Origin of the sequence: Alcanivorax nanhaiticus (assembly GCF_000756665.1) — a bacterium.
GTDB lineage: Bacteria > Pseudomonadota > Gammaproteobacteria > Pseudomonadales > Alcanivoracaceae > Alcanivorax > Alcanivorax nanhaiticus.
Map to the genome: position 1 here is coordinate 55,916 of NZ_ARXV01000002.1, position 22,332 is coordinate 78,247.

Below are 22,332 nucleotides of genomic sequence, written 5' to 3' on the forward strand. Positions count from 1 at the left end.
AGCGAAGCAACGCGCCATCGCAAAGAAAGAGAGCTATCCCAAGAGCCTCGCCTGAGAGGCGAATCCGAACCTTGGCGAGGAAAAAACCGATTCGGGTTACGAGAAGTGAGCTTCGAAAGGCAAAGCCTGCTGGCTTGGGATGTTGGGTTTTCGCAACTCGAAACTCGTTACTCGCTTCGGCACCTTGCCCATCATTTCGCGCTTTTCATTCCGCTTAGAAATATTCCAGACAAGCCTGTGCACTCTTAACCTCAGTGATCACTGAGACCTCTGTGACAGCCCCTCGTTTAAGGGTTGGCTAATCCTCTTCCGGGACATCCAGCGCCGCAAAACTCTGCTCCGCATCGAAGCCGCGGCTTTGCAAAAAGCGTAACTGGCGGGCTTTTTCTTTTTGATCACCGGGACACGTGCGGAAACGGCGGGCGCGAGCTTCTCTGGCCAAGGCAAACCAGTCCACCCCTTCATTTTCTCCCGCCTCACGGATCGCTATTTCAATCAGCTCCCGATCGACCCCTTTCTGCTGCATCTCCTGACGAATACGCAGCGGACCATGGCCTCGTTCAATACGCGAACGCACAAAAAAACCGGCAAAGCGCCGGTCATCGATGAACCCATGTTCTTCACACCACTCGATCACCGCCGCCATCGCAGGATGATCACCCACCTTGCTGCGCAGCTTGGTTTCCAGCTCGCGACGGGCATGATCCCGACGCGCCAGCAGGCTTACCGCCCGCTGACGCAGCTCGGATTCAGTGAGCGGTTTATTCATCGCCCAGTTCTGCTTCCTCTTTTGCCTCTACCGGTGCATCGCCCGGTACCGCCAGCAGACGGGCACGAATTTCCTTCTCGATTTCCTGGGCAATGGCCGGGTTTTCGCGCAAATAATCACAGGCGTTCTGCTTGCCCTGGCCAATCTTGTCACCCTTGTAGGCGTACCAGGCTCCAGACTTGTCCACCAGACCCTGCTGCACACCCAGGTCCAGCACTTCGCCCAGCTGATTGATGCCCTGCCCGTAAAGAATCTGGAACTCGGCCTGACGGAATGGTGGAGACACCTTGTTCTTCACTACCTTCACACGAGTTTCGTTACCGGTGACCTCGTCGCCCTGCTTCACCGCACCGATACGACGAATATCCAGACGCACGGAGGAGTAGAATTTGAGTGCGTTACCGCCGGTGGTGGTTTCCGGGTTGCCGAACATCACACCGATCTTCATGCGAATCTGGTTGATGAACACCACCAGGGTGTTGGCGTTCTTCACGTTACCAGTGATTTTACGCAGCGCCTGGCTCATCAGACGGGCCTGCAGACCCACGTGGGCATCGCCCATTTCACCTTCAATTTCCGCCTTCGGCACCAGCGCTGCTACGGAATCCACAATGATCACATCCACCGCGCCGGAACGCACCAGCATGTCGGTGATTTCCAGGGCCTGCTCACCGGTATCCGGCTGGGACACGATCAGATCATCCACGTTCACGCCCAGCTTCTCGGCGTAATCCGGGTCAAGCGCGTGTTCCGCATCCACAAACGCACACGTCGCCCCTTTTTTCTGGGCTTCGGCAATCACACTCAGGGTCAGGGTCGTTTTACCGGAGGATTCCGGACCGTAGATTTCCACGATACGCCCTTTCGGCAAGCCGCCAATGCCCAGTGCGATATCCAGCCCCAGGGAGCCGGTGGAAATGGCCGGGATGCGCTCACGCTTCTGGTCGCCCATGCGCATGACGGACCCTTTACCAAACTGACGTTCAATCTGGGACAGTGCGGCGGACAACGCCTTGGATTTATCGCTCATTGTGACCCCTCTCCTGTGTCGGCGTGACAGTCATTGCATCGCCGGTATCTGTGTCGTCAAAACTGGCCTTTCAGTCAGCACTGACAATATGGACAGTATTATGAACAGGTATTCCTGTCCTTTGCAACCCTGTTTGTCTGATCGGGCAATTGTGACTACTGCAGGCGGTCGTTCAACCCCTGGATGGCCGCCAAAATGGTCTGCTGACGAACGGCATGACGATCTCCGTCAAAATGAAAACAGAGCGCTTCGGCATAACCCAGTTTCTGTCCCCAGGCGATCCAGACCGTACCTACCGGCTTCTCCGGACTGCCTCCATCCGGACCCGCAATGCCGGTGACCGCCACGCTGACATGACCACGGGAATGACGGATTGCCCCGCGCGCCATTTCCAGTGCAGTGTCTTCACTCACGGCGCCATGCACATCGAGTGTGGCAGCACTGACACCCAGCATCTCCTGCTTCGCCTGATTGGAATAGCTTACGAATCCCCGCTCAAACCAGCGTGAGGACCCGGGGATCTCCGTCAGCAGCTGGGCAATCCCGCCGCCGGTGCAGGATTCAGCCGTAACGGCCATGATCTGTTGTTTGAGCAGTGTATCAGCCAGCTGTCGGGCCGCATGCTCCAGTGCGTCCAGTTCCACGTTTCTATCCTGTCAGGCATTGATCATTCAATGCGCCATGTTACCGGCACCGGCACCAAGCCAACACCTTATTTGATCTGCCGCTCCGCGTGCGAGCGCCACTGTGATGGGGAACACCCTGCCTCTCTGCGGAAAGCCCGAGTGAAGTTGGCGCCGTCCCGATAGCCCAGCTCCAGCGCGATCTCCAGCATGCTCAGCTGCCCTGCCTGAAGTAGATCACAAGCCCGCTGAAAACGAATTTGCCGCGATAACTCCCGGAAACTGGCTCCTTCATCCTGAAGACGCCGATCCAGCGTTCGGGGTGAGATATTCAGCAGGTCCGCCAGCTCCTCACGGGTGGTGATCACATCACGGGAATAGGTGAGCATGGCGGTCACCCACTCCACCAAGCGCCCCTCTTTCAGGGTCTGTTGGGCCAACTCACTGCATTGTCGCTCAGCAAGCTGCAACGCTCCCGGGTCGGCCATTGCCAGCTCCCGGCCAACCAACCCTTTCGGGTACACAATCCGGAAACCGGGCTGGATTGGCCAACCAAAATGCCAGCGAGCCGGCTTCAAAGACTGGTAGCGTTCCAGATGTCGGGGGGAACCGATAGAGAGATACAGGTCATAGGCAGGCATCTCTCCCTGCAGTAACGAGAGGATTTCCCAATGCCAGGCCACCGCAATGGTTTCCACGTGAAAGAGCAAATTCTGGGCCGACAGCTTGGCGGTAACAGACAGCAGCACCTCATCGTGCTCACTGGCACGACGATATTGCAAACGAAAAGTAGGCATGATGATGCGAAAGTAGCGCGCCAACAATTGGAATACATAGTCCAGGTTGGGGCTGCTCAACATGGCGTACCCCAGCATGCCGTGAGAACTTAATTTGAGGCTGCGCCCCAGTTCAAAAGCCCAGGGGATATTCGGCGCGACGCGATACACCTCGGCAATCAACGCCTCCACTTGGGGCAGCGTGAGGCGCCCCTCCGGCGCGGCCAGTACACCTTCGTTGATTCCCGCCACTGCCAGCACGGCCTGCGCGTCCTGCCCTCTTGCCACCAACAGTTCTGCCAGCCGGGCATAGTAACGGGCAGGGATAAACGGTAGCTCGGCTGAAGCGGTCATCCCGAATCCTCATGTCAATAAATGACAACAGATTGGCGAAAAATGACAATTTTCGCAAGCTTCACTCTGGGACTCTGCCTCCACCGATTCTTCCCGTAACGGTGACTTGCGAGGCAAACAACCATGACAAATCACGCCCAACACACAGCACCACCAACCCCATGGACCGACCAGAAATACCTACTCTGGCTGGCCAGCCCTTTTCTTCCCCTGCTGGGCTTTCTCAGCCTTCTGGCAGGTTATGTGTTTGAACAGCCAGCCTTTTACTGGCTCATGCCGGTGTTTTTCTACGCCGTGTTACCGCTACTGGACTGGCTGGTGGGCACCGACATCAACAACCCACCGGAAAGCGCAGTAGCTCAACTCGAGGCCAACCGCTACTACCGCGCCATCGTCTATGCCTATATCCCGGCCCAGTACGCCACCACCATCATGGCGGTATGGCTGGCCACCCGTGGTGACATCAGCATCGCCAGCATCATTGCACTGATATTCTCTGCCGGGCTCATCAACGGGGTCGCTATCAACACTGCCCATGAGCTCGGCCACAAACGTGCCGATCTGGAAAAATGGCTGGCCAAGATCGCCCTGGCTCCGGTGGCGTACGGGCACTTCTTTGTGGAACACAACCGCGGCCACCACAAGAACGTGGCGACGCCCCGAGACCCTGCCAGCTCGCGCATGGGGGAAACCTTCTACGCTTTCCTGCCCCGCACCATGATTGGCAGTCTCCGCTCCGCCTGGGCCCTGGAAGGCGAACGCCTTGCCCGTCAGGGAAAATCCGTATGGTCACTGGAAAACGAGAACCTGCGCGCCTGGAGCCTGACAGTGTTGCTGTTCGGTGCGCTGACCCTGTGGCTGGGCACCGGCGCTCTGGCCTTCCTGGCGATACAGGCATTCTTTGGTGCCGCCCTGCTGGAAGTGGTCAACTACCTTGAGCACTACGGTCTTCTGCGACAATGGGACAAGCGCACCCAGCGTTACGAGCGCTGCGCCCCCAGCCATTCCTGGAACAGCAACAACATCGTTACCAACCTGTTGCTGTACCAGCTGCAGCGCCACTCTGACCACCACGCCAACCCGACCCGGCGCTTCCAGTCCCTGCGGCATTTTGATGAATCCCCGCAATTGCCGTCCGGCTATGCGTCCATGCTGATTCTGGCGTACATCCCGCCTCTGTGGTTCAGGGTCATGAACCCGCGTGTTGCCCGCCACTACAACGGAGACGTCACCAAGGCACACCTGTACGGCCCGAAGCGAGAGCAACTGATAAAAAAATGGCAGACTGCGACACCGTCTTGCCCGGAGACCGAGGCCCCTGCAACGCGACCACAAGAAGAACAACATTCCCCCAACGTGCCGTCTGCCAGCCGCCATGGCTGCAGCAACTGTGGGTATGTCTATGACGAGCTGAAAGGAAACCCCAGTGAGGGCTTTGTGCCCGGCACGCCCTGGAAAGCGATCCCGTCAGATTGGTCCTGCCCGGAGTGCGCTGTCAGGGACAAGGCAGATTTTGTACCACTGACGTCCACCGCCAAGCCGGTCTAGGCACTTTAACGCGAAGGTTTGCTGTCACATCAAACGCGGGATCGCTCACTGTGAGAGTGGCGGTTCCGCCACGATCCGACGGTGCCAACCGGCACTCCATTTCGCGGCCGAACGTCCGCTCCCACAAAGCGGTTTGCTGTAGCATCAAATGCCGGAGCATTTCCCGTGGGAGCGGCGGTTCCGCCGCGATTGCGCCGTCCTACCCCTCCAGCTCTACCAGCGACTCCTCGAGATAATCCAGCATGCGCTGAATGCGCGGCAGCGTCTCACGACAGGCGATGATGCCGAACTCAAGACTGTCGCAGTAACTGAACACCGTAATGTTCAGAGCGTAACCGTGCATGACAAGTGAGACAGGGTAAGATGCCAGCATCTTCGCATCGCCCATGTACAAAGGCTGCTTTGGCCCCGGCACATTGGAAATCACCAGATTGAACAGCGGGTTGATGCGCCCGGAAATCCCGGTCATCTGCCCAACAGAAAGGGGCAGATTGGAAATCATGGTGAAGATATCAATCTCCGCCTTCTCCATGGAGCGTAGTCGGCCCTTCACCCCGTTCATGGAATCCTTGATCGCTTCCAGCCGCTCCAGCGGATCATGTAGATGCGTTCCGAGACTTACCTGTACCGCAGTGATGGCATTGCCACCATCGCCTGCCTCGGCAGCAGAACGCAACGCCACCGGCACCTGCGCTACCAGCGGGTCATGAGGCAACTTGTCCAGCGACAGCAAATAACGACGCATGGCCCCGCCACACATGGCCAGGAAAATATCATTCACCGTGCCCTGATGTTTTTCTGCTGCCGCCTTGATTCGGTCCAGCGACCAGGACTGTGCTGCAAAACGGCGCGCACCGGTCACCCGGTGATTGAATACCGTCTTGGGTGCTTGATAGATGGTCTTGATATTGCTCTCTTTGGGCTGCCGCATCAGGTCCACAAACTGGCTGGTACCGCGTTGCATATTGCGCAGGGATTTCACCAGGCCAACTGCGGGGACCTTTTTCTTTCGCTTTTGCGGCAAACGGGTATTCCACTCCGAGGACCAGGGCGGAGGGAAATCTTCATCAGGGGTAGTGGCCATCCGTGATTGCAGCAGATTCATCCCCCCTGCCCCGTCCATCATGGAATGATGCATCTTGTTGTAAACCGCAAAGCGGTTACCTTCCAATCCTTCAATCAGGTAGCTTTCCCACAGTGGACGACTGGGATCCAGACGTTGCGCGTGCACCCGGGATACCAGTGCCAGCAATTCCCTCACACGACCTGGACGGGGCAGCGCGGAATGCCGCACGTGGTAATCGATGTCAAAGTTGTCATCCGTGATCCAGGTGGCATCCAGCCTGCCGGGCACCCGTGAGTGCAATTTCTGGTTAAACGGGCGGCAAATGCCTTCCACCTCCACCATGCGACGATAGATCTGCTCCATGTAATCGTCAGCAGCATCCTCCGGTAAACCGTAAAGTTGCAGCATGCCGATATGCATGGGGGTCTCCCGCGTTTCCATCAGCAGAAAACCGGCGTCAAAAATGGATAGCTTCTTTCCCACTGTTCCTTCTCCCAGGCATTCCCTTGATGCGGGAACGCTACGCCGGGCCGGGGGCAGGCACCATGACAGAACCCGCTTGGGGTTGAGCCATCTGGACAACGGCCCCGGTTCTGCTACGCTCAGCTTATGACTGACATCATTGCGCCCACTGCGGCCAATCTCTCTGCTTTTACCAAGACAATCACCCCCGCAGCGGGCGTGGTTGCGAGCCTCCCTGCCTTTCTCTCCTGACGCCGAACGGCCGTGCTTGCGCCGGAAGTTCGGCGCAACCCGCACCTCAAATTTGATTTAGTCTGGAGAGAAAAATGGCCAATTTGCCATCCATTACGGTCACCACCGTAGATCGCGCCCAACTGTATGCGCTGCTGGAACGCCAGCAGGAAGACAGCGATGAAGTTGAGCACCTGTATGCTGAACTGGAGCGGGCCACCATCGTGCCCCCGGAGGAACTGCCGAAAGGTACCGTCTGCCTTGGCAGCCGTGTGCAGTTTCGGGAACTCGCCTCCGGCAAAACTCACCAGCGCGTGCTGGTGCTGCCCCACGACACCGCCACCCATGCGGATGCCATTTCTATTCTCAGCCCGGCCGGGGCCGCCCTGCTGGGCTTGAGCGTGGGGGATATCATCGAGTGGCCCTACCGTAACCGCACCCTGCAGCTTGAACTGCTGGACGTCCTCCCCCCGGAGACAGACTGAGTGCCGCAACGCCTGCTCGCCGGGAAGCAGGCCCCACTTCCCGGCAAGCAGCTGCTACACTCAAATCAGGTGGCTAAAAGGGAGACAACCATGACCCGTTTCCGCATCGAAAAAGACAGCATGGGCGAACTGAACGTCCCGGCCGATGCCCTGTATGGTGCCCAGACTCAACGGGCCATCAACAACTTTCCGGTCAGTGGTCAGCCTTTGCCTGCCACCTTCATTCGCGCCCTGCTGCTGGCCAAACGGGCCGCCGCCCGAGCCAATGGCGAACTGGAACAAATCCCGGAGAAAATGGCAGACGCCATTTGTCACAGCGTGGACGAACTGCTGGCATCGGATTACATGCCACACTTCCCGGTGGATGTGTTTCAGACAGGTTCCGGTACCAGCACCAACATGAACGCCAATGAGGTGCTGGCCACCCTGGCCAGCCGTCATTATGGTCAAGCCGTCAGCGCCAACGATCACATTAATTGCGGCCAGAGCAGCAACGATGTGATTCCCTCATCCATCCACATCAGCGCGGCCATCGCACTGGCAGAAGAGCTGTTACCCGCCCTGCAGCACCTTGTCAGTGTGACGCGCCACAAGGCCTCTCAGGTACATGACTACGTAAAGACAGGGCGTACCCACCTGATGGATGCCATGCCTGTACGCATGAGCCAGTCGCTGACGACCTGGGCAGATCAAATCGAACACAATATCCTTCATCTGAAACAACTCCAGCCCTCAATCCAGAGCCTGGCACAAGGTGGCACCGCCGTGGGAACCGGCATCAACGCCCATGCGGCCTTTGCGTCCAGCTTTGCCAAGGCGATCAGCGCACAAACCGGCCTCACCTTTCGCCCTGCCGACAATTTTTTCACCCACATCGGCTCCCAGGACACCGCTGTCGCCTTATCCGGACAACTGAAGACCACCGCCGTGTCGATCATGAAAATTGCCAATGACCTGCGCTGGATGAACTCCGGGCCACTGGCTGGGCTGGGGGAAATTGAACTGGAAGCGTTGCAACCGGGATCCTCTATCATGCCCGGCAAGGTCAATCCGGTGATCCCGGAAGCTGCCGCCATGGTGGCCGCACAAGTCATCGGTAATGACACCACGCTGACGGTAGCCGGCCAGTCCGGCAATTTCGAACTGAACGTGATGCTGCCCCTGGTGGCAAAGAACCTGCTGGAAAGTCTGACCCTGCTCAGCAACGTCAGTCGTCTACTCGCAGACAAGGCCATCGCCACCTTCACGGTAAGGGAAGACAAACTGAATGAGGCGCTGGCCCGAAACCCGATTCTGGTAACGGCGCTGAACCCTATCATTGGTTATCTGAAAGCCGCAGATATCGCCAAACAAGCCTACCGGGAAAACCGCCCCATCATAGACGTGGCCGCAGAGAATACCGACCTGGGCCGGGGGGAGCTGGAGCGACTGTTGAACCCGGCATCACTGACGGAAAACCCGAGCGAATCCCCCTGACTGGGCTTGCACAGGATTGCAAAAAGCCACCCCAACACCACCCCAACCGGCAAGGACAACTCAACCGCAGGCGTCCTTGCCAAAGAAACCGTCAGCATCATCCACCCAGCCCTCCAGGCCGCTCTCAAGCCGTACCTTGACCCACCAGCGGGATTCAGGAGTACTCAGGACTTCGCCCCAGCAACTGTGATCTTCTTCACAACCGGCCCAGCCCGCCAGAAAGGGAATTTCCTCACTTAGCCAGGCCTGCTCAAACCAGACTTTGTAGTAGCCTTCACCCTGGTAGGTATAGACATACAATTTGTCCCCCGGAAGATAGCGCCGGCCGGTCTCTGCGCTCTCATGCTCACGCCGAACTTCCACCACGCCGGGGCGACGAATGTGTACATCACCTGTCAGCGCATGCACGGGCTGCTCAGGATGCACCTCAGCTACCGGCTTGCCATCCTCCACCTGATCAAAGACCGTCACATCCTGAATCGCAGTCCAGCTACCGTAGGTACAACATTCAAAGGGACACACTCCGGCATCGACATAAGACGCTGGCGGCTCGGCGGCCTGCACTGACAATACCGCCAGCAGCCCCACTACCATGACGAAACTTTTCCGCAAACCCATTGCTTGATTCCCCACCCTGTTGCTTCCCCATTCAGCCGAATAACGCCAACGATGCCATCAATGGTGTCATCATCACCAACGACATGACCCAGGCCTGAATCGAGGAGTTCACCGTCACCATATACGCCATCAGATAGATCAGCGGCATAACCCAGACAAAATGGAACACACTGGCTCCGAAGTAGAGCACCACCGCAAACAGCACAAACCACCAGACCAGTGTAATCAGGGTTTTATCATCAAACAGTCTGCCCTGGACGGTTTCGTAACCTCCCCATACCAGCCAGAGAGTAATGCCTGCTGCCAACACCGTATCAGCCATGTTTCCCCCGCCCCAAACGCGCTCTTACGCCTCCAGTTCTGCCAGAGACTCTTCAAAGTAGTCAAGAAAGCGCTGGATCTGCGGCAAGGTGTCACGACAACCAATCACCCCGAATTCCAGGCTGTCCTTGTAACTCACTACCGTGATATTCAGCGCATACCCATGCAGCACCAACGACACTGGGTAGGTCGCCAGCATCTCGGTGCCATTGAGATAGAGACTGTGCTTTGGTCCCGGCACATTGGAAATTACCAGATTGAACATGGGGCTGACCCGACCGGACAACCCGGTAATTTGCCCCAGCGACAGGGGCACATTGGTCAGCAAGGTGTACACATCGATCTCGGCTTTCTGCATGTCACCCAGACGCTCCTTCACGGAGCTCATGGAATCCTGAATGGCAGCCAGCCGCTCAAGCGGCGAATCCAGATGGGTGCCAAGACTCACCTGCACGGTGGTAATGGCATTGCCACCCTCTCCAGCCTGATCAGCGCTGCGCAAAGCGACGGGCACCTGCGCTACCAGCGCCTCCTCCGGCAGGCAATCCTGAGACAACAGATAACGGCGAAGCGCCCCGCCGCACATGGCCAGAAAAATATCATTCACGGTGCCGTTATGGCGTTTCCCCGCCGCCTTGATGCGCGGTAAAGACCATGACTGGGCTGCGAAACGGCGCGCGCCGGTGACGCGTCGATTAAGCTGGGTCTTGGGCGCGCGGTAAATGGTTTTGACGTTGCTCTCGCGAGGCTGACGCAACAGATCCACCAACTGCCCGGTTCCCTTGGATACATTACTCAATCCCTGACGCACACTGGCTTTGACTTTCTGGGTCGGAGAGCGGCTTGGCCGATCCGCATCCCACGCCCCGGACCAGGGGGCCGGAATCCGTTCATCAGCACTGGAAGCCATGCGCGACTGCATCAGGTGCATGCCTGCCATGCCATCCACCATGGAGTGATGCATCTTGGTATAGAGTGCGAAACGATTGCCCTCCAAACCCTCAATCAGGTAGCACTCCCACAGGGGCCGACTGGGATCAAGCCGTTGGGCATGCAATCGGGAAACCAGTGCCAGCAGCTCACGTACCCGACCCGGACGCGGCAACGCGGAATGACGCACGTGGTAGTCGATATCAAACGCCTGATCTTCAACCCAGGCAGCGTCCATACGCAGCGGCAGATGCGACTGGATCTTCTGATTGAAGGGGCGGCAAATGCCATCCACATCCACCAGATAGCGATACATGCTTTCCATATAATCGGAGGGTGCATCTTCGGGAACCCCGAACAACGCCAATCCCCCCACATGCATCGGCGTCTCCCGGGTCTCCATCATCAGCCAACCGGAATCCATGATCGATAATTTGCGCGCCATAGTGTGCTCCCGTGGATCCATTACTGAGCGTTTGCCCCTTAGCGGGACAATCGCAAACCTTTTATTGTTCTGATTTCAGCCCCTGACTCATTGCCAGATTCGTTGCGTTTGGTTATCGACAGATACAGGGGACAATAGCCATGTTTACACACGGGAAAGGCAAGAGGAATGCAGAAGCCTTGATTGCAGCCCCGGAAGCAGAGCCGGGTGCGGGGTTGAGGATGGAGTCTTGAGGGTGGAATCTTGAGGGTCGAGTGTTCAGGGCAAAGTTGAGACGACCATGCTCTCGGTCTGCGCAGGTCGAAAGGGAAATCTGATCGCTATCAGAGAAACCGGCCACCATTCTGGCGGCCAGACTCGCTCTGACATTGTTAGAGAATGCGCTCCAGCACGCGCTGCAGCTCGGCAGCCAGGGTTGGCTGGTCCAGAGGTTCGGCCAGTATCTGCTGTTGCATCAAGTAACGAAAAGCGCCATCCATAGCCGAATAGAGCAGCGGCGAGAATGCCTCGGGGTCATGGCCGGCCATTGCCCAGGCACTTTCCAGCACCTGAATCAGTCCCTGCTCGATATCGCTAACCGTAGGCCGGAACGAGGGATCAAACATTGCCTGATTGCGCAGGTCGTACCACAAACGATGGGAAGGCCCATCCCTGAAGATCGACGCAGCCAACGCACCGGAAAGCCGCAGGATGACCGCATCGCGGCCCACACTGCCCTCCAGGGCATTTTCCAGATACGACAGAAACCCAGCTTTGTAAGCCGACACGCAATAGGCGATCAGCTCCGCCTTGTCCTCAAAGTAGTAATGCAGCATCCCCAGGGACAAGTTGGCTTGGGTGGCGATATCGCGCAGGCTGGTGTTGGCAAAACCCAGTTCGTGTAACACCCGCAACGCACTGTTCGCAATGAGTGCTTTTTTCTCATTGCGTTTCTGCGCGTTGCGCTCTGCTCGCTGCTGAAGTTTTTCCGGTAGGGAATCCCTCATATTATCTCTCCCGAGTGACGGATAACCCAGGGCAAGCCTGAGCCATCCTGTCCTTCATCGGAAATAGCGCTTAGCTTCCAGCCTGCATGAGGACGTCACCAAAGCGTTCACGCAGCTGGTTTTTCATCACCTTGCCAGTGGCACCCAGCGGCAGATCCTCAACAAAGATCACCGTATCCGGCACCTGCCAGCTGGCCACTTTATCCTTGTAGAAGGCCAGCAATGCCTCCTCTGACACATCCTCCTCGCCATTCTTGACGGCAATCAGAATCGGGCGCTCATCCCACTTCGGATGACGAGCCGCGATAGCTGCAGCATTGGCAATACCAGGGTGGGCGATGGCAATGTTTTCCAGCTCAACCGTAGAAATCCATTCGCCACCGGACTTGATGATGTCTTTGGAGCGATCACGAATGATCATGTAACCATCCGCGTCCAGGGTGGCCACATCGCCAGTGTCAAACCAGCCATCGGCGGTCAGGGCCGATTCGTTCTTACCGAAATAACTTTCCACAATCCAGTGACCGCGAATTTGCAAATCGCCCTGGGTGACACCGTCACGGGGCAATTCATTACCGGCTTCATCCACGATCCGCAGCGCCACACCGTAGGGCGGACGACCCTGGCCCTGACGCAACAATGCCTTTTCCTCATCACTGAGTTTGTCATGCTTCTGCAGCAGCTGATTCATGGTGCCCAGCGGCGAGGTTTCCGTCATGCCCCAGGCATGAATCAGCTCAACGCCATACTTGTCACGGAACTGGTTGATCATGGACGGTGGCAGCGCCGACCCCCCCACTACCGTACGCTCCAGACTTTCCGGCTTCTTGCCGGAGCGGGCCATGGCTTCCAGCAAGCCCATCCAGATGGTCGGAACCCCCAGAGCCAGAGTGACAGACTGTTCATTGAGGAGATTCACCAGACTGTCGCCATCCAGATGCGGCCCCGGCAATACCAGCTTGGCACCCACTGCTGCGGCAATATAGGGAACCCCCCACGCATTCACATGAAACATGGGTACCACCGGCAGCACCGTATCGCGCGCCGCAATGGCCAGACCATCAGGCTGGTTACCCGCCAATGAATGCAGCACGGTGGAGCGGTGAGAATACTGCACACCTTTGGGATTACCCGTTGTACCTGAGGTATAACAAAGCGCGGCAGGGCTCTTCTCATCAATCTCCGGCCAGCTTTTCACCGGCTCAGCATTGGCCAGCAGCTCATCATAGAACTGGATGCCCTCGAGCATGCCCGCAGCTTCTTCATCGCGACCGCTCATCAGCACAAAATGCTTGATGCTTTTCAGCTTGGGCTTCAGGGCTGCCACCGCCGGCAGGAAAGTGCGATCAAAGAACAACACCTGATCATCCGCATCCTCGACAATGTAGATCAGCTGTTCAGGATGCAGACGAGGATTGATGGTGTGAGTGATGCGGCCACTGGAGGCAACGCCATAATAAATTTCCAGATGACGCCGGTTGTTCCAGGCGATGGTAGCGCAGCGGCTGCCCACCGGCACTTGCAGCTGATCCAGCACCGTCGCCAGACGGCGGGCATTATCCGCTACCTGCCCCCAGCTCAGTACTTCCCGCTCACCATTGATCTCCACTGACACCACTTCGGTGCCCGCGTGGTAGTTCATGGCGTGGTCCAGCAACGAGCCAACCGTCAGTGACTCATACATCATGGTGCCATTCATTCTCTCTCTCCTTTAATCAAAAACGTACATTTTCTGGTTATGTTTTTTAGGGTTTGTCAGGCCTGAATCTGATCCGCCTTGATCATGTCTGCCGCTTTTTCGGCAATCATGATGGTGGGTGCGTTGGTGTTACCGCTCACCAGGGAGGGCATCACCGAGGCATCCACCACACGCAGCCCGTTCAGGCCGCGCACCTTGAGTTGAGGGTCTACCACCGCCATTTCATCCTGCCCCATCTTGCAGGTGCCAACCGGGTGATACACAGTATCTGCACGAGAGCGCAGATGCTCTTTCCATTCGTCATCATTGAAATCGCCACGCAAACCAAACAGCGGCTCTTCCCGATACTTGCTCAACGGCTCCCCTTCAAGGATGTCGCGGGTGATTTTCGCCCCTTTGAGCAGGGTTTCCAGATCACGTTCATCACTCAAGAAGTTCGGATCAATACCCGGAGCAGCCAGGGGGTCTCCCGTCTTGAGGAAGACTCGCCCTCGTGAATGGGGGCGCAGTACGCAGACATGGCAACTGAAACCATGGCCCAGGGTCAGCTTGCGTGCGTGATCATCAACCACCGAGATCACGAAATGCAGCTGCAGATCAGGGCGGTCCACCGCAGCATCGCTTTTCATGAATACCCCACCTTCTGCAAATGGGGTGGCGATCATGCCCGTGCCATCCTTTTTCCACTGCAGGGTATGCTTGATGAGATTGAAGGTTGCCGTCAGCCCGATGCCAAAGTTGTCAGTATCGCGGGATTTATAGGAAAGAATGAAATCGATATGGTCCTGAAGGTTCTGCCCCACACCGGGAAGCTCGTGAACCAGCGCAATACCATGGGGAGTGATATCTTCCGCACGGCCAACACCGGAAAGCTGCAATAACTGCGGGCTGCCAAACGCCCCTCCCGCCACCAACACTTCACGGCGAGCCCTGACCTCGGCATCTTGCCCCTTCTGCCGGTAGGCCACACCAACAGCTCGCTTTCCCTCAAACAAGATACGGGTGGCATGGGCATCGGTCAGTACCGTCAGGTTACTGCGGTCCATCACCGGGTGTAGAAACCCGGCGGCAGTAGAGCAGCGTTCTCCATTTTTGGGTTGACCATGGAATTGGGTGACCTGATAAATCCCCGCGCCTTCGTTATCACCGGTATTGAAGTCCTCGACGACGGGGTAACCCGCTTGGCGGGCGGACTCAACGAAGGCATGCGTCACCGGCCGGGGGGATTTCTGATTACTGACATGCAGCGGCCCATCCGCACCATGAAAAGCATTGCTGCCATTTTCATTGTTCTCGGATTTGATGAAATAGGGCAGCACCTCATCCCAGGACCAGCCCTCACAACCCTGTTCGGCCCAGCTGTCGTAATCCTGCTTCTGGCCACGCACATACAGCATGGCATTGATGGCACTGGAACCACCCAGGGCCTTGCCCCGAGGCTGGTAGCCCAGACGTCCCTGCAAGCCGGGTTGGGGTTCCGTTTCAAACGCCCAGTTACTGACCCTGCCATTGGGCATCATGGCCACCACACCCGCAGGGGCGCGAATAAGAATGTGATCGCCCTTGCCGCCAGCCTCCAGCAAACACACAGACACAGAGGGGTCTTCGCTCAGACGTGCTGCCAGCACGGCACCTGCAGACCCGCCACCAACGATGACGTAATCAAATTCCATCTTGCTCTCCCTGTTGTTCTTTTCGGTGTTCTTATCTGTATTGGAGGCCTGCGGAATCGGTCTTCGCTGGCCAGACAATCAAGCAGCCAACAATGAATCACTAAATTTGGTCATCTGTCCAGTTTATTTGTACTAGGGCCTGTTAACACTACCATAATGGCACCTGCTGAATGCATTTTTTCGTCCAGTAGTGTCAGCCGATGTGCCGTGTAGTCACTCTACATAAACAGCGGATGCCGCTGCTGGACGGAAAAAGGGATCAGCCCTTCGGGTTGGGCCCCCAAACCCGCCACTCGTCGTTATTCGTCACTCATTTGGAGAAACCAAACATCACTCGTCATGCCTAGATTGGCGGGTTTGGGGGCCCAACAGGTGTCATTTTGGTAGTGTTAACAGGCCCTTACGGTAGGATGAGTTTTGTAACTTTGCGAGCGGGTCGGCGTTCATTGGCCCGGAAGCGGGGGGAGCACAACAGAAATCAGGCAGGAAAAGCCGCTCAACGGCAGAACACCCAGCTTTACCGATGAGGGCAACAACCTCCCCCCATGGCGACGAATAAAAGTGATGTCAGCTCACTCAGGAGTCCGGGACGACAGCAGCGGCCATCTCCTGCAGCAACATGTCACGCTCACGCAGCATCTCGGCATTACAGCGATGCCAGGAAATGCCGTGGGTCCCCCCCTGGGTCTGGGCGGCAAGCTGACACTGGGCATCGCGATACGCCAGCCAGGCGTTTTGGCTTTCCGCCAGCATTTTGCCAACCCGGGTATCGGAACCAACCCGTGCATGCAACCCCGTTATCCGGTCAGCGATGACGTCCTCCAACACAGTGGCCTCCGCTTTCAACCGGCATGCTTCTGCGGCGGTACTGTAAGCGGGACCATTGCAGTCTTCATCACAGGCCATCGCCTGCCCGGCCAACAACAACAGCCCCATTACGTTTGCGATACGCTTCATTATCAGCCCACTCCATCAATGGAGAGCCCAGTTGGAGAGCCCGGTTAACTCTCTCCGAGCACCGCTCTCAGCAACGATTCACGATCTACTGGCTTGCTCAGGGAAAGATCCATTCCCGCCTCCAGCATGGCATGCAGCCATTCAGGCAGGGCATAGGCGGTAATCCCGATAATTTTAGTGCGCGGCCGCCCTAGTTGCTGCTCCCAGTCCCTCATCTGCTCCGCTACCTGGCAGCCATTCAGTCCAGGCATATCGTAATCCAGCAGCACCAGATCAAAAGGCTGCTCACGGAACAACGCCAGCGCGCTTTCACCCTCTTCAGCTACCGAAACCTGGGCACCGTAGTAACCCAGTTGCTGCTCCATCAGCATACGGTTGACGCCGTTATCGTCCGCCACCAGCGCCCGTAACCCTTCGAGCTGGGCACCTGTCTTATCCTTCGTGAACTCGGACTGGACAGCCTGAGGCGCGGCATCCGGCCTTAACGGAATACGGAACCATACTGTCGTCCCTTGCCCCGGCTGACTGTGCAGGCCGATCTCCCCGTCCATCAATTCCACCAACTGACGACAGATCCACATTCCCAGGCCCGCCCCACGCTCAGCCGAAACCGAGGTGGAAGACGTAGAAGAAGTAGAGGACGTAGAAGGAAGCACCACAGACTGGAACAACTGCTGTTGCAACGCGGGATCGATCCCCTGACCGGTATCCTGCACCTCAAACCGAAGCCAGTCCCCTTCTCCGGAGACCCGCAGGGAAATGCCGCCCTGCTCGGTAAACTTGAAGGCATTACCCACCAGATTGATCAACACCTGCCGCACCCGAATTTCGTCAGCCACGATCCATTCCGGCAGCCCGGGAGCCAATGAGGTCTCCATGGTCAGCGTCTTGCTCAAGTAGCGGGACACGAAAATGGAGCGGGTGGATTCCAGCAACCAGGGCAAATTCACCGATTCCAGACTCACATCCAACTGCCCTTCTTCAAGTCGCGAGTAGTCCAGCACATTGTTCACCAGCGCCAGTAGCACCTGACCGGAGTGCAGCACCACATCCAGATACTCTCGCTGCTCCCTGGGCATGGGCATGTCATCGAGCAACTCCGAGGCCCCCAGGATGCCATTCAACGGGGTGCGAATCTCATGCCCCACCGTGGCCAGGAACCGGCTCTTGCTCTTATTAGCCGCACGGGCACTCTCGGCCTCTCCCTGCAGCCGAACTCGCTCCAGTGCAGATTCCATACGTAGCGCCATCATGGCCTGTTCCTTCTCCCCGATTTCCCGGAGCCGCGCCGCCAGGGAGAATGACAACAGCACCCCTTCCAGCGCAGAACCAATCAGGAAAACGTGATCAGTGAAAGCATTGAGAGGCAACCAACCCAGCTTGGCCGCCCCATACACCCCCGCACCGACAAACAGGAACACCCACGCCAGCACATACACCCTTACGGTGACGGTTCGCTGACGCAACTCCACCAAGCCCACCAGCAGGAAAATCACGCTACCCAGCACACCCAGAATGACCGATGCGCGTAGGTGCAGGCTTTCGGGAACAATGAAGGCAGCCGGCAGCATCAATGTGGCCAGCACCACCACCGTGGCAGGCAGACGCCAGGAGCGCTGCTGTCGGGTCAGGCCCAGGGCCTGGATGGAAAAGAGCCCGGCAAACAGCAGCGAAAAATTAACGAACAAACTGACCGCGTAATAGGAAAACCCGGGATGGTTTGGCCACAGGTACTGCGCCCCGAAGCCGGTCTGGCTGGCCTGCACAATGCCGATACTGACGATATAGAGAACATAGTAGGAGTACGCCCGCATGCCGGACGACAGCCACAGACACAGGTTGTAGAGAATCAGGCAGACAATCAGGCCGAAATAGGCAGACAGGGCCGTCTGCCGCTGCAAGGTATCCCGATACCAGGCCTTCGGCGACCAAAGCCCAACCGGCACCTGCATACTGCCGCTCTCGCGAACCCGAAGCTGGACCCGCAGTTCTTCGCCGGGGAACACCGTCAGAGGAACCGCAAACTGACGCGCCTCCACCAATCGATTGCCAAACGGCAATGCTGCACCCAGCGAAAACGACTCCTCCCGCCCTGATCCATGCAGCAGGCGAATATCCAGATAATCCAGAGTGGGATTTTCAATCACCAGGAAGCGCTCCAGGGTGCCACCGGAGCTGTTGGTCAGTGCAAAGGATAACACCAGGGTTCGAGCTTCAAATCCAAAGTTCATGTCTGGATCCGGCAGGGCCAACCAGTCCCCCTCTGCCTGCCCGGATTCGCTCGCCCACTGGTAGGACATAAAAGACGCCAGAGCAATACGGGACTGCGCCACCGCCACATCCAGCGGTTGCGAAGAGGCGGGAGCTGACAACAGCAGCAACCCTAGCCACAACATCCCCACAATCCCTTGCTTCATCTCAATTGGAGTCCCTTTCAAGCAGTCGTCATCATAATCGGTTCAGTAACACGGATATAGTATCGCCATTGGGAACCGCCAGCCGATTCACATTCTTTACCCGAACGGTTTCGCTATTCCCATCAGGCTCGCCAAAAGCGAATTCAGTTTGTGAAATCACCGGATCAAAAAGCGCCATAAAAACCGTCCGGAGTAATAAGAAGCCTCCACTCTTCGTATTGATGCCCAATTAATCCGGATCGTCGTGTCGTTACAAACAATGCCCGGCGATATCCCCTCTAACCGGTCAGCAAGCGATGAAACCCCCGATTTGCCAGAAGCACGGACAGATTGCCATCCGGTTTGGTGCTATTCTGGGCCGCGCCCCTCAGCATTAAGTGATGAATCCCGCATGCAATTGCTCACAGGCTTCAGTCTCGGCTGTCTTGCCGTCGTTTTTCTTGTTGTCCTGCGCGACTTCAGGCAGCTGCTGGTCGGCAAAGTGTTTCTGTGGCTGCTGATTGGCGCTGCGGCCTTCCTGCTGAGCCGCGTCACAGGAAAGGAGTACCAATGGCTGCTGGGTGATGTCATGACGACCCTGCCTGCAGCGTTCTGGCTCGTGTGCTTGCTCGCGTTTTCCCCCAAACCCAAAACTCACTCGGCCTGGGTTGCCCTCGCCCTTTACAGTTTTGTCCCGCCGGCCTTGAGTCGCCCGTTTGGAGGTGCTGATCCCGATGGAATCTGGTGGCTGCACTGGTTGGGGTTCAAGATTCCCCAATATGCCGAGTACATTCTCATCCTCAGTGGATTGTGGATTACCGCAGCACATTGGCGTAATGATCTGGTCGAAGGCAGAAGACAACTAAGGGTCGCTTTGCTGGTGTCAGTGGGTGCCACCTCGCTGTGTGTGACCGTTTCCCTTAATCATGGACTGGATACACGTCAGTTAGTGGCAGGAATGGTTGGTGTGGCGACCTTGCTGGTCGGATTTCTTTTGCTGAGAGGCCAGGAAGGTGTGTTGCTCGATTTGCAAAAAACCACCCCCGCATCGAATGACCCTGATACCGGGCCCGACCCACTTCCAGCCAGCATCCAGACAGAACAGACCGAAGACGAGACTCATGAGATTGCCAGGCAGCTCAGATCTCTCATGAATGAGGAACACTTCTATCGCACCGAGAAGTTAACCCTGAAAAAGCTGGCCAACAGAATGTCCCTGCCGGAATACAGAGTCCGGGCCATCATCAATGGCACCTTCAACTATCGCAACTTCAACGACTACGTCAATCAGATGCGTATCGAAGAGGCCTGTGACCGACTGGTCAACGAACCGGATACCCCCATCCAGAATATCGCGCTGGATATCGGTTACCGAACCCTGAGCTCGTTTAATAGAGCGTTCAAGGAACTCACACAGCAAACCCCAACCGAGTATCGTCAGTCTCGCCAATAAGATTGGCCGTGCTTTGTCCTTGCGCCCCCCCCCTTCCCAACGCCTCAGCCGTCACAAAAAGCGTAACACCGGCCGACGTTAACGCCCCACGCCAAAAGTCTTAATTTTTCAATATAAACAATAAGTTAAAGGATTTACTAAGCGGCTTTTTAACTTTTGCATGGTGTCTGTCACGTATTGCACAGCATTTTTCGGGTTTGCACAGCGCTTCTCTTTGAGCCTGTCTCACCGCGTTCTGTAGGTTGTTTCTCCTAGTACAAAAGTCTTAGCACCGCACGCGACGACGGGACTGGAAAAATAATAACTCGGGAGAGAACTACCATGATGAAGAACCGGATAAGCCGAAAAGCGTTACCGGCATTGGCCGCTGGCATGCTATCTAGCTCACTGCTTCTGTCAGGCTGTGTTGACGTGAATGAGGGGGACGAAGTCACCCACACAAAGAGCAGCGGCAGCAATGGCAGTACCGGAAACTCAAGTACCGTGGAGACCTGTGACGCCGGCGCCAGCACCTCTGGCTATGTATTCCCCTGCGATGCCATCTTTATCGCGCCGGATGCTCAAAATGGTGACGATATCACCGAAGCGCTCTTAGTGGCCCTGTTCGAGCTGCCGGAAAATGCTGTCGTGGTCCTGCCCAAGGGCGAGTTCACCGTCTCTGAAACCATCACCGTCACCAGCGCCAGCGGCGTGGTACTGACCGGCTACGGTATCCACGACACCAAACTGGATTTCAGCAATTCCACCGGCGACGATTCCATCCGCTTTGAAGGTGGCACCAACCTGACCATCCGCGATTTTGGCGTGTATGAATCCAACAAGAACGCCATCAAGGTTACCAACGCCAGCGGTGTGCATTTCGCCTACACGGCCACCGTCTGGGAAGGCCCGCTGGAATCGGACAACGGCGCCTATGGCCTGTACCCGCTGCAATCCCAGAATGTCCTGCTGGAGCACAACTATGCGGCTGGCTCTGCGGATGCGGGCATTTACGTGGGTCAGTCCCGGGATGTGGTAATCCGTGACAATGTGGCCGTGCGCAACGTGGCCGGTATCGAAGTGGAAAACACCCTCAATGCCGATGTGTATAACAACATGGCCACCGGCAATACCGCCGGCATCCTGGTATTCGACCTGCCGGGCCTGACCAATGCCTATGGCGGCAACATCCGGGTATTCAGCAACCGTGCCTATGCCAACAATGCACCGAACGTGGGTGCCGGCGCGGTAGGTATTGCGCCTCCGGGCACCGGCATCCTGGTGTTCGCCACCAGTGACGTGGAAATCTACAACAACGACATCACCGATAACGAGACCACCGCCCTGGCGATTGCCAGCTATCTGCTGGCAGACGATGACCTGGCCAACTACCCCAGCAAGTATGGTCAGGCCATGACCAATGGCTGGACCCCGCTGGTTCGCAACGTCTATGCGCACAACAACTTCATCGCCCGTAACGGTTCCAACCCCCAGGGCGTCTTGCTGGTCGACATCATCAACGGCTATACCTCCCCGTATAACGCCAGCGGCATGGCCCAGGTTTTCCCTGCCATTCTCTATGACGGTGTCGGTGAACTGCTCGCCAATGCGGGCGCGCTGACTGATTTCCAGGCATTCATTCCAGAAGGCTCCCAAGCCGAAGCGGATGGCGTGAGCTATATGCCGTACGGCCCGGAAGACCAGATCTGCGCCAACAACAATGTGAACGGTAATCCTGCGCCGAGCTACGACGACGTCAACACCGGCCAGGTATTTGGCACCGATCCGATGAACCCGGACAACTGGAATGCAGACGGCACCGCCCCGGCACCCAGCTTGCTCATTGAGCCAATGATCGGCTCCTCGCTCCTCAACTGTGCACACAACCGCCTGCCGCCCAACTCCGTCAGCATCAATGGCGTGGCCTATGGCTGTACTGGCGATGATCTGTCTGAAGCGGCATGTGCCCTGTAATTCCGTTGGCATGTGCAAGAGGCGGACAACCGTTCGCCTCTTCTTCAGCACTGCATGCCGCAACCAGAATTGAGAGTGAGT

Annotated in this window: 18 protein-coding genes; 5 read left to right on the forward strand and 13 right to left on the reverse strand. The window is 57.1% G+C overall.

Features of this window, described 5'->3' with window-relative positions:
- Positions 1–298: 298 nt before the first annotated feature.
- From Y5S_RS02400 to Y5S_RS02415, 4 genes are all read right to left on the reverse strand, one after another.
- Positions 299–769, reverse strand: coding sequence for a regulatory protein RecX (locus Y5S_RS02400; RefSeq protein ID WP_035230160.1), 471 nt, complete (start codon positions 767–769; stop codon positions 299–301).
- Entirely contained in the window at positions 762–1,799 is a 1,038-nt protein-coding gene (recA, locus tag Y5S_RS02405) for a recombinase RecA (protein ID WP_035230162.1), read from the reverse strand. The genes Y5S_RS02400 and recA overlap by 8 nt, the downstream gene beginning before the upstream one ends.
- Positions 1,800–1,954: 155 nt before the next feature.
- Positions 1,955–2,443: a CinA family protein gene (locus Y5S_RS02410; protein WP_035230164.1), complete on the reverse strand. Its 489-nt coding sequence runs from the start codon at positions 2,441–2,443 to the stop codon at positions 1,955–1,957.
- Positions 2,444–2,511: 68 nt separating this feature from the next.
- Positions 2,512–3,552: a helix-turn-helix transcriptional regulator gene (locus tag Y5S_RS02415; protein WP_035230165.1), complete on the reverse strand. Its 1,041-nt coding sequence runs from the start codon at positions 3,550–3,552 to the stop codon at positions 2,512–2,514.
- Between the two features lie 123 nt (positions 3,553–3,675).
- Here Y5S_RS02415 and Y5S_RS20155 point away from each other — a divergent pair, with 123 nt between their 5' ends.
- The gene (locus Y5S_RS20155; RefSeq protein WP_035230167.1) at positions 3,676–5,100 is read left to right on the forward strand and encodes a fatty acid desaturase; all 1,425 of its coding nucleotides are present in this window, start codon (positions 3,676–3,678) and stop codon (positions 5,098–5,100) included.
- Positions 5,101–5,299: 199 nt separating this feature from the next.
- Here Y5S_RS20155 and Y5S_RS02425 read toward each other — a convergent pair whose 3' ends face one another.
- Positions 5,300–6,649, reverse strand: coding sequence for a WS/DGAT/MGAT family O-acyltransferase (locus Y5S_RS02425; protein ID WP_035230169.1), 1,350 nt, complete (start codon positions 6,647–6,649; stop codon positions 5,300–5,302).
- A gap of 305 nt (positions 6,650–6,954) precedes the next feature.
- Between Y5S_RS02425 and rnk the strand changes: the two genes are divergently transcribed.
- Positions 6,955–7,344, forward strand: a complete 390-nt coding sequence (gene rnk / locus Y5S_RS02430) for a nucleoside diphosphate kinase regulator (protein ID WP_035230171.1) — start codon at positions 6,955–6,957, stop codon at positions 7,342–7,344.
- A gap of 90 nt (positions 7,345–7,434) precedes the next feature.
- Positions 7,435–8,820 (forward strand): class II fumarate hydratase, encoded by a 1,386-nt coding sequence (locus Y5S_RS02435; RefSeq protein ID WP_035230172.1) that lies wholly within the window; start codon positions 7,435–7,437, stop codon positions 8,818–8,820.
- 60 nt (positions 8,821–8,880) lie between these two features.
- Here Y5S_RS02435 and Y5S_RS02440 read toward each other — a convergent pair whose 3' ends face one another.
- The 8 genes from Y5S_RS02440 to Y5S_RS02475 all read right to left on the reverse strand — a co-directional run bounded on the left by Y5S_RS02440 (position 8,881) and on the right by Y5S_RS02475 (position 18,866).
- Complete coding sequence (locus Y5S_RS02440; protein WP_035230173.1) at positions 8,881–9,438, reverse strand: hypothetical protein; 558 nt, start codon at positions 9,436–9,438, stop codon at positions 8,881–8,883.
- 31 nt (positions 9,439–9,469) lie between these two features.
- Positions 9,470–9,760 carry a hypothetical protein gene (locus Y5S_RS02445; protein WP_035230174.1) on the reverse strand — a complete coding sequence of 97 codons (291 nt, stop codon included), beginning with the start codon at positions 9,758–9,760 and terminating at the stop codon, positions 9,470–9,472.
- 24 nt (positions 9,761–9,784) lie between these two features.
- Entirely contained in the window at positions 9,785–11,134 is a 1,350-nt protein-coding gene (locus Y5S_RS02450) for a WS/DGAT/MGAT family O-acyltransferase (protein ID WP_035230175.1), read from the reverse strand.
- A gap of 371 nt (positions 11,135–11,505) precedes the next feature.
- Complete coding sequence (locus Y5S_RS02455; RefSeq protein ID WP_052041349.1) at positions 11,506–12,120, reverse strand: TetR/AcrR family transcriptional regulator; 615 nt, start codon at positions 12,118–12,120, stop codon at positions 11,506–11,508.
- A 70-nt stretch (positions 12,121–12,190) separates the two neighbouring features.
- Positions 12,191–13,819, reverse strand: coding sequence for a long-chain fatty acid--CoA ligase (locus tag Y5S_RS02460; protein ID WP_035230176.1), 1,629 nt, complete (start codon positions 13,817–13,819; stop codon positions 12,191–12,193).
- 56 nt (positions 13,820–13,875) lie between these two features.
- Complete coding sequence (locus tag Y5S_RS02465; protein ID WP_035230177.1) at positions 13,876–15,492, reverse strand: GMC family oxidoreductase; 1,617 nt, start codon at positions 15,490–15,492, stop codon at positions 13,876–13,878.
- Between the two features lie 576 nt (positions 15,493–16,068).
- Complete coding sequence (locus tag Y5S_RS02470) at positions 16,069–16,449, reverse strand: lysozyme inhibitor LprI family protein (RefSeq protein WP_035230178.1); 381 nt, start codon at positions 16,447–16,449, stop codon at positions 16,069–16,071.
- A gap of 44 nt (positions 16,450–16,493) precedes the next feature.
- Positions 16,494–18,866, reverse strand: a complete 2,373-nt coding sequence (locus tag Y5S_RS02475; protein ID WP_081939631.1) for a hybrid sensor histidine kinase/response regulator — start codon at positions 18,864–18,866, stop codon at positions 16,494–16,496.
- Positions 18,867–19,257: 391 nt separating this feature from the next.
- Here Y5S_RS02475 and Y5S_RS02480 point away from each other — a divergent pair, with 391 nt between their 5' ends.
- Together Y5S_RS02480 and Y5S_RS02485 are read left to right on the forward strand one after the other, a co-directional pair.
- Positions 19,258–20,298, forward strand: a complete 1,041-nt coding sequence (locus Y5S_RS02480; RefSeq protein WP_035230180.1) for a helix-turn-helix domain-containing protein — start codon at positions 19,258–19,260, stop codon at positions 20,296–20,298.
- Positions 20,299–20,619: 321 nt separating this feature from the next.
- Positions 20,620–22,251 (forward strand): parallel beta-helix domain-containing protein, encoded by a 1,632-nt coding sequence (locus tag Y5S_RS02485; protein ID WP_035230181.1) that lies wholly within the window; start codon positions 20,620–20,622, stop codon positions 22,249–22,251.
- Positions 22,252–22,332: the final 81 nt, after the last annotated feature.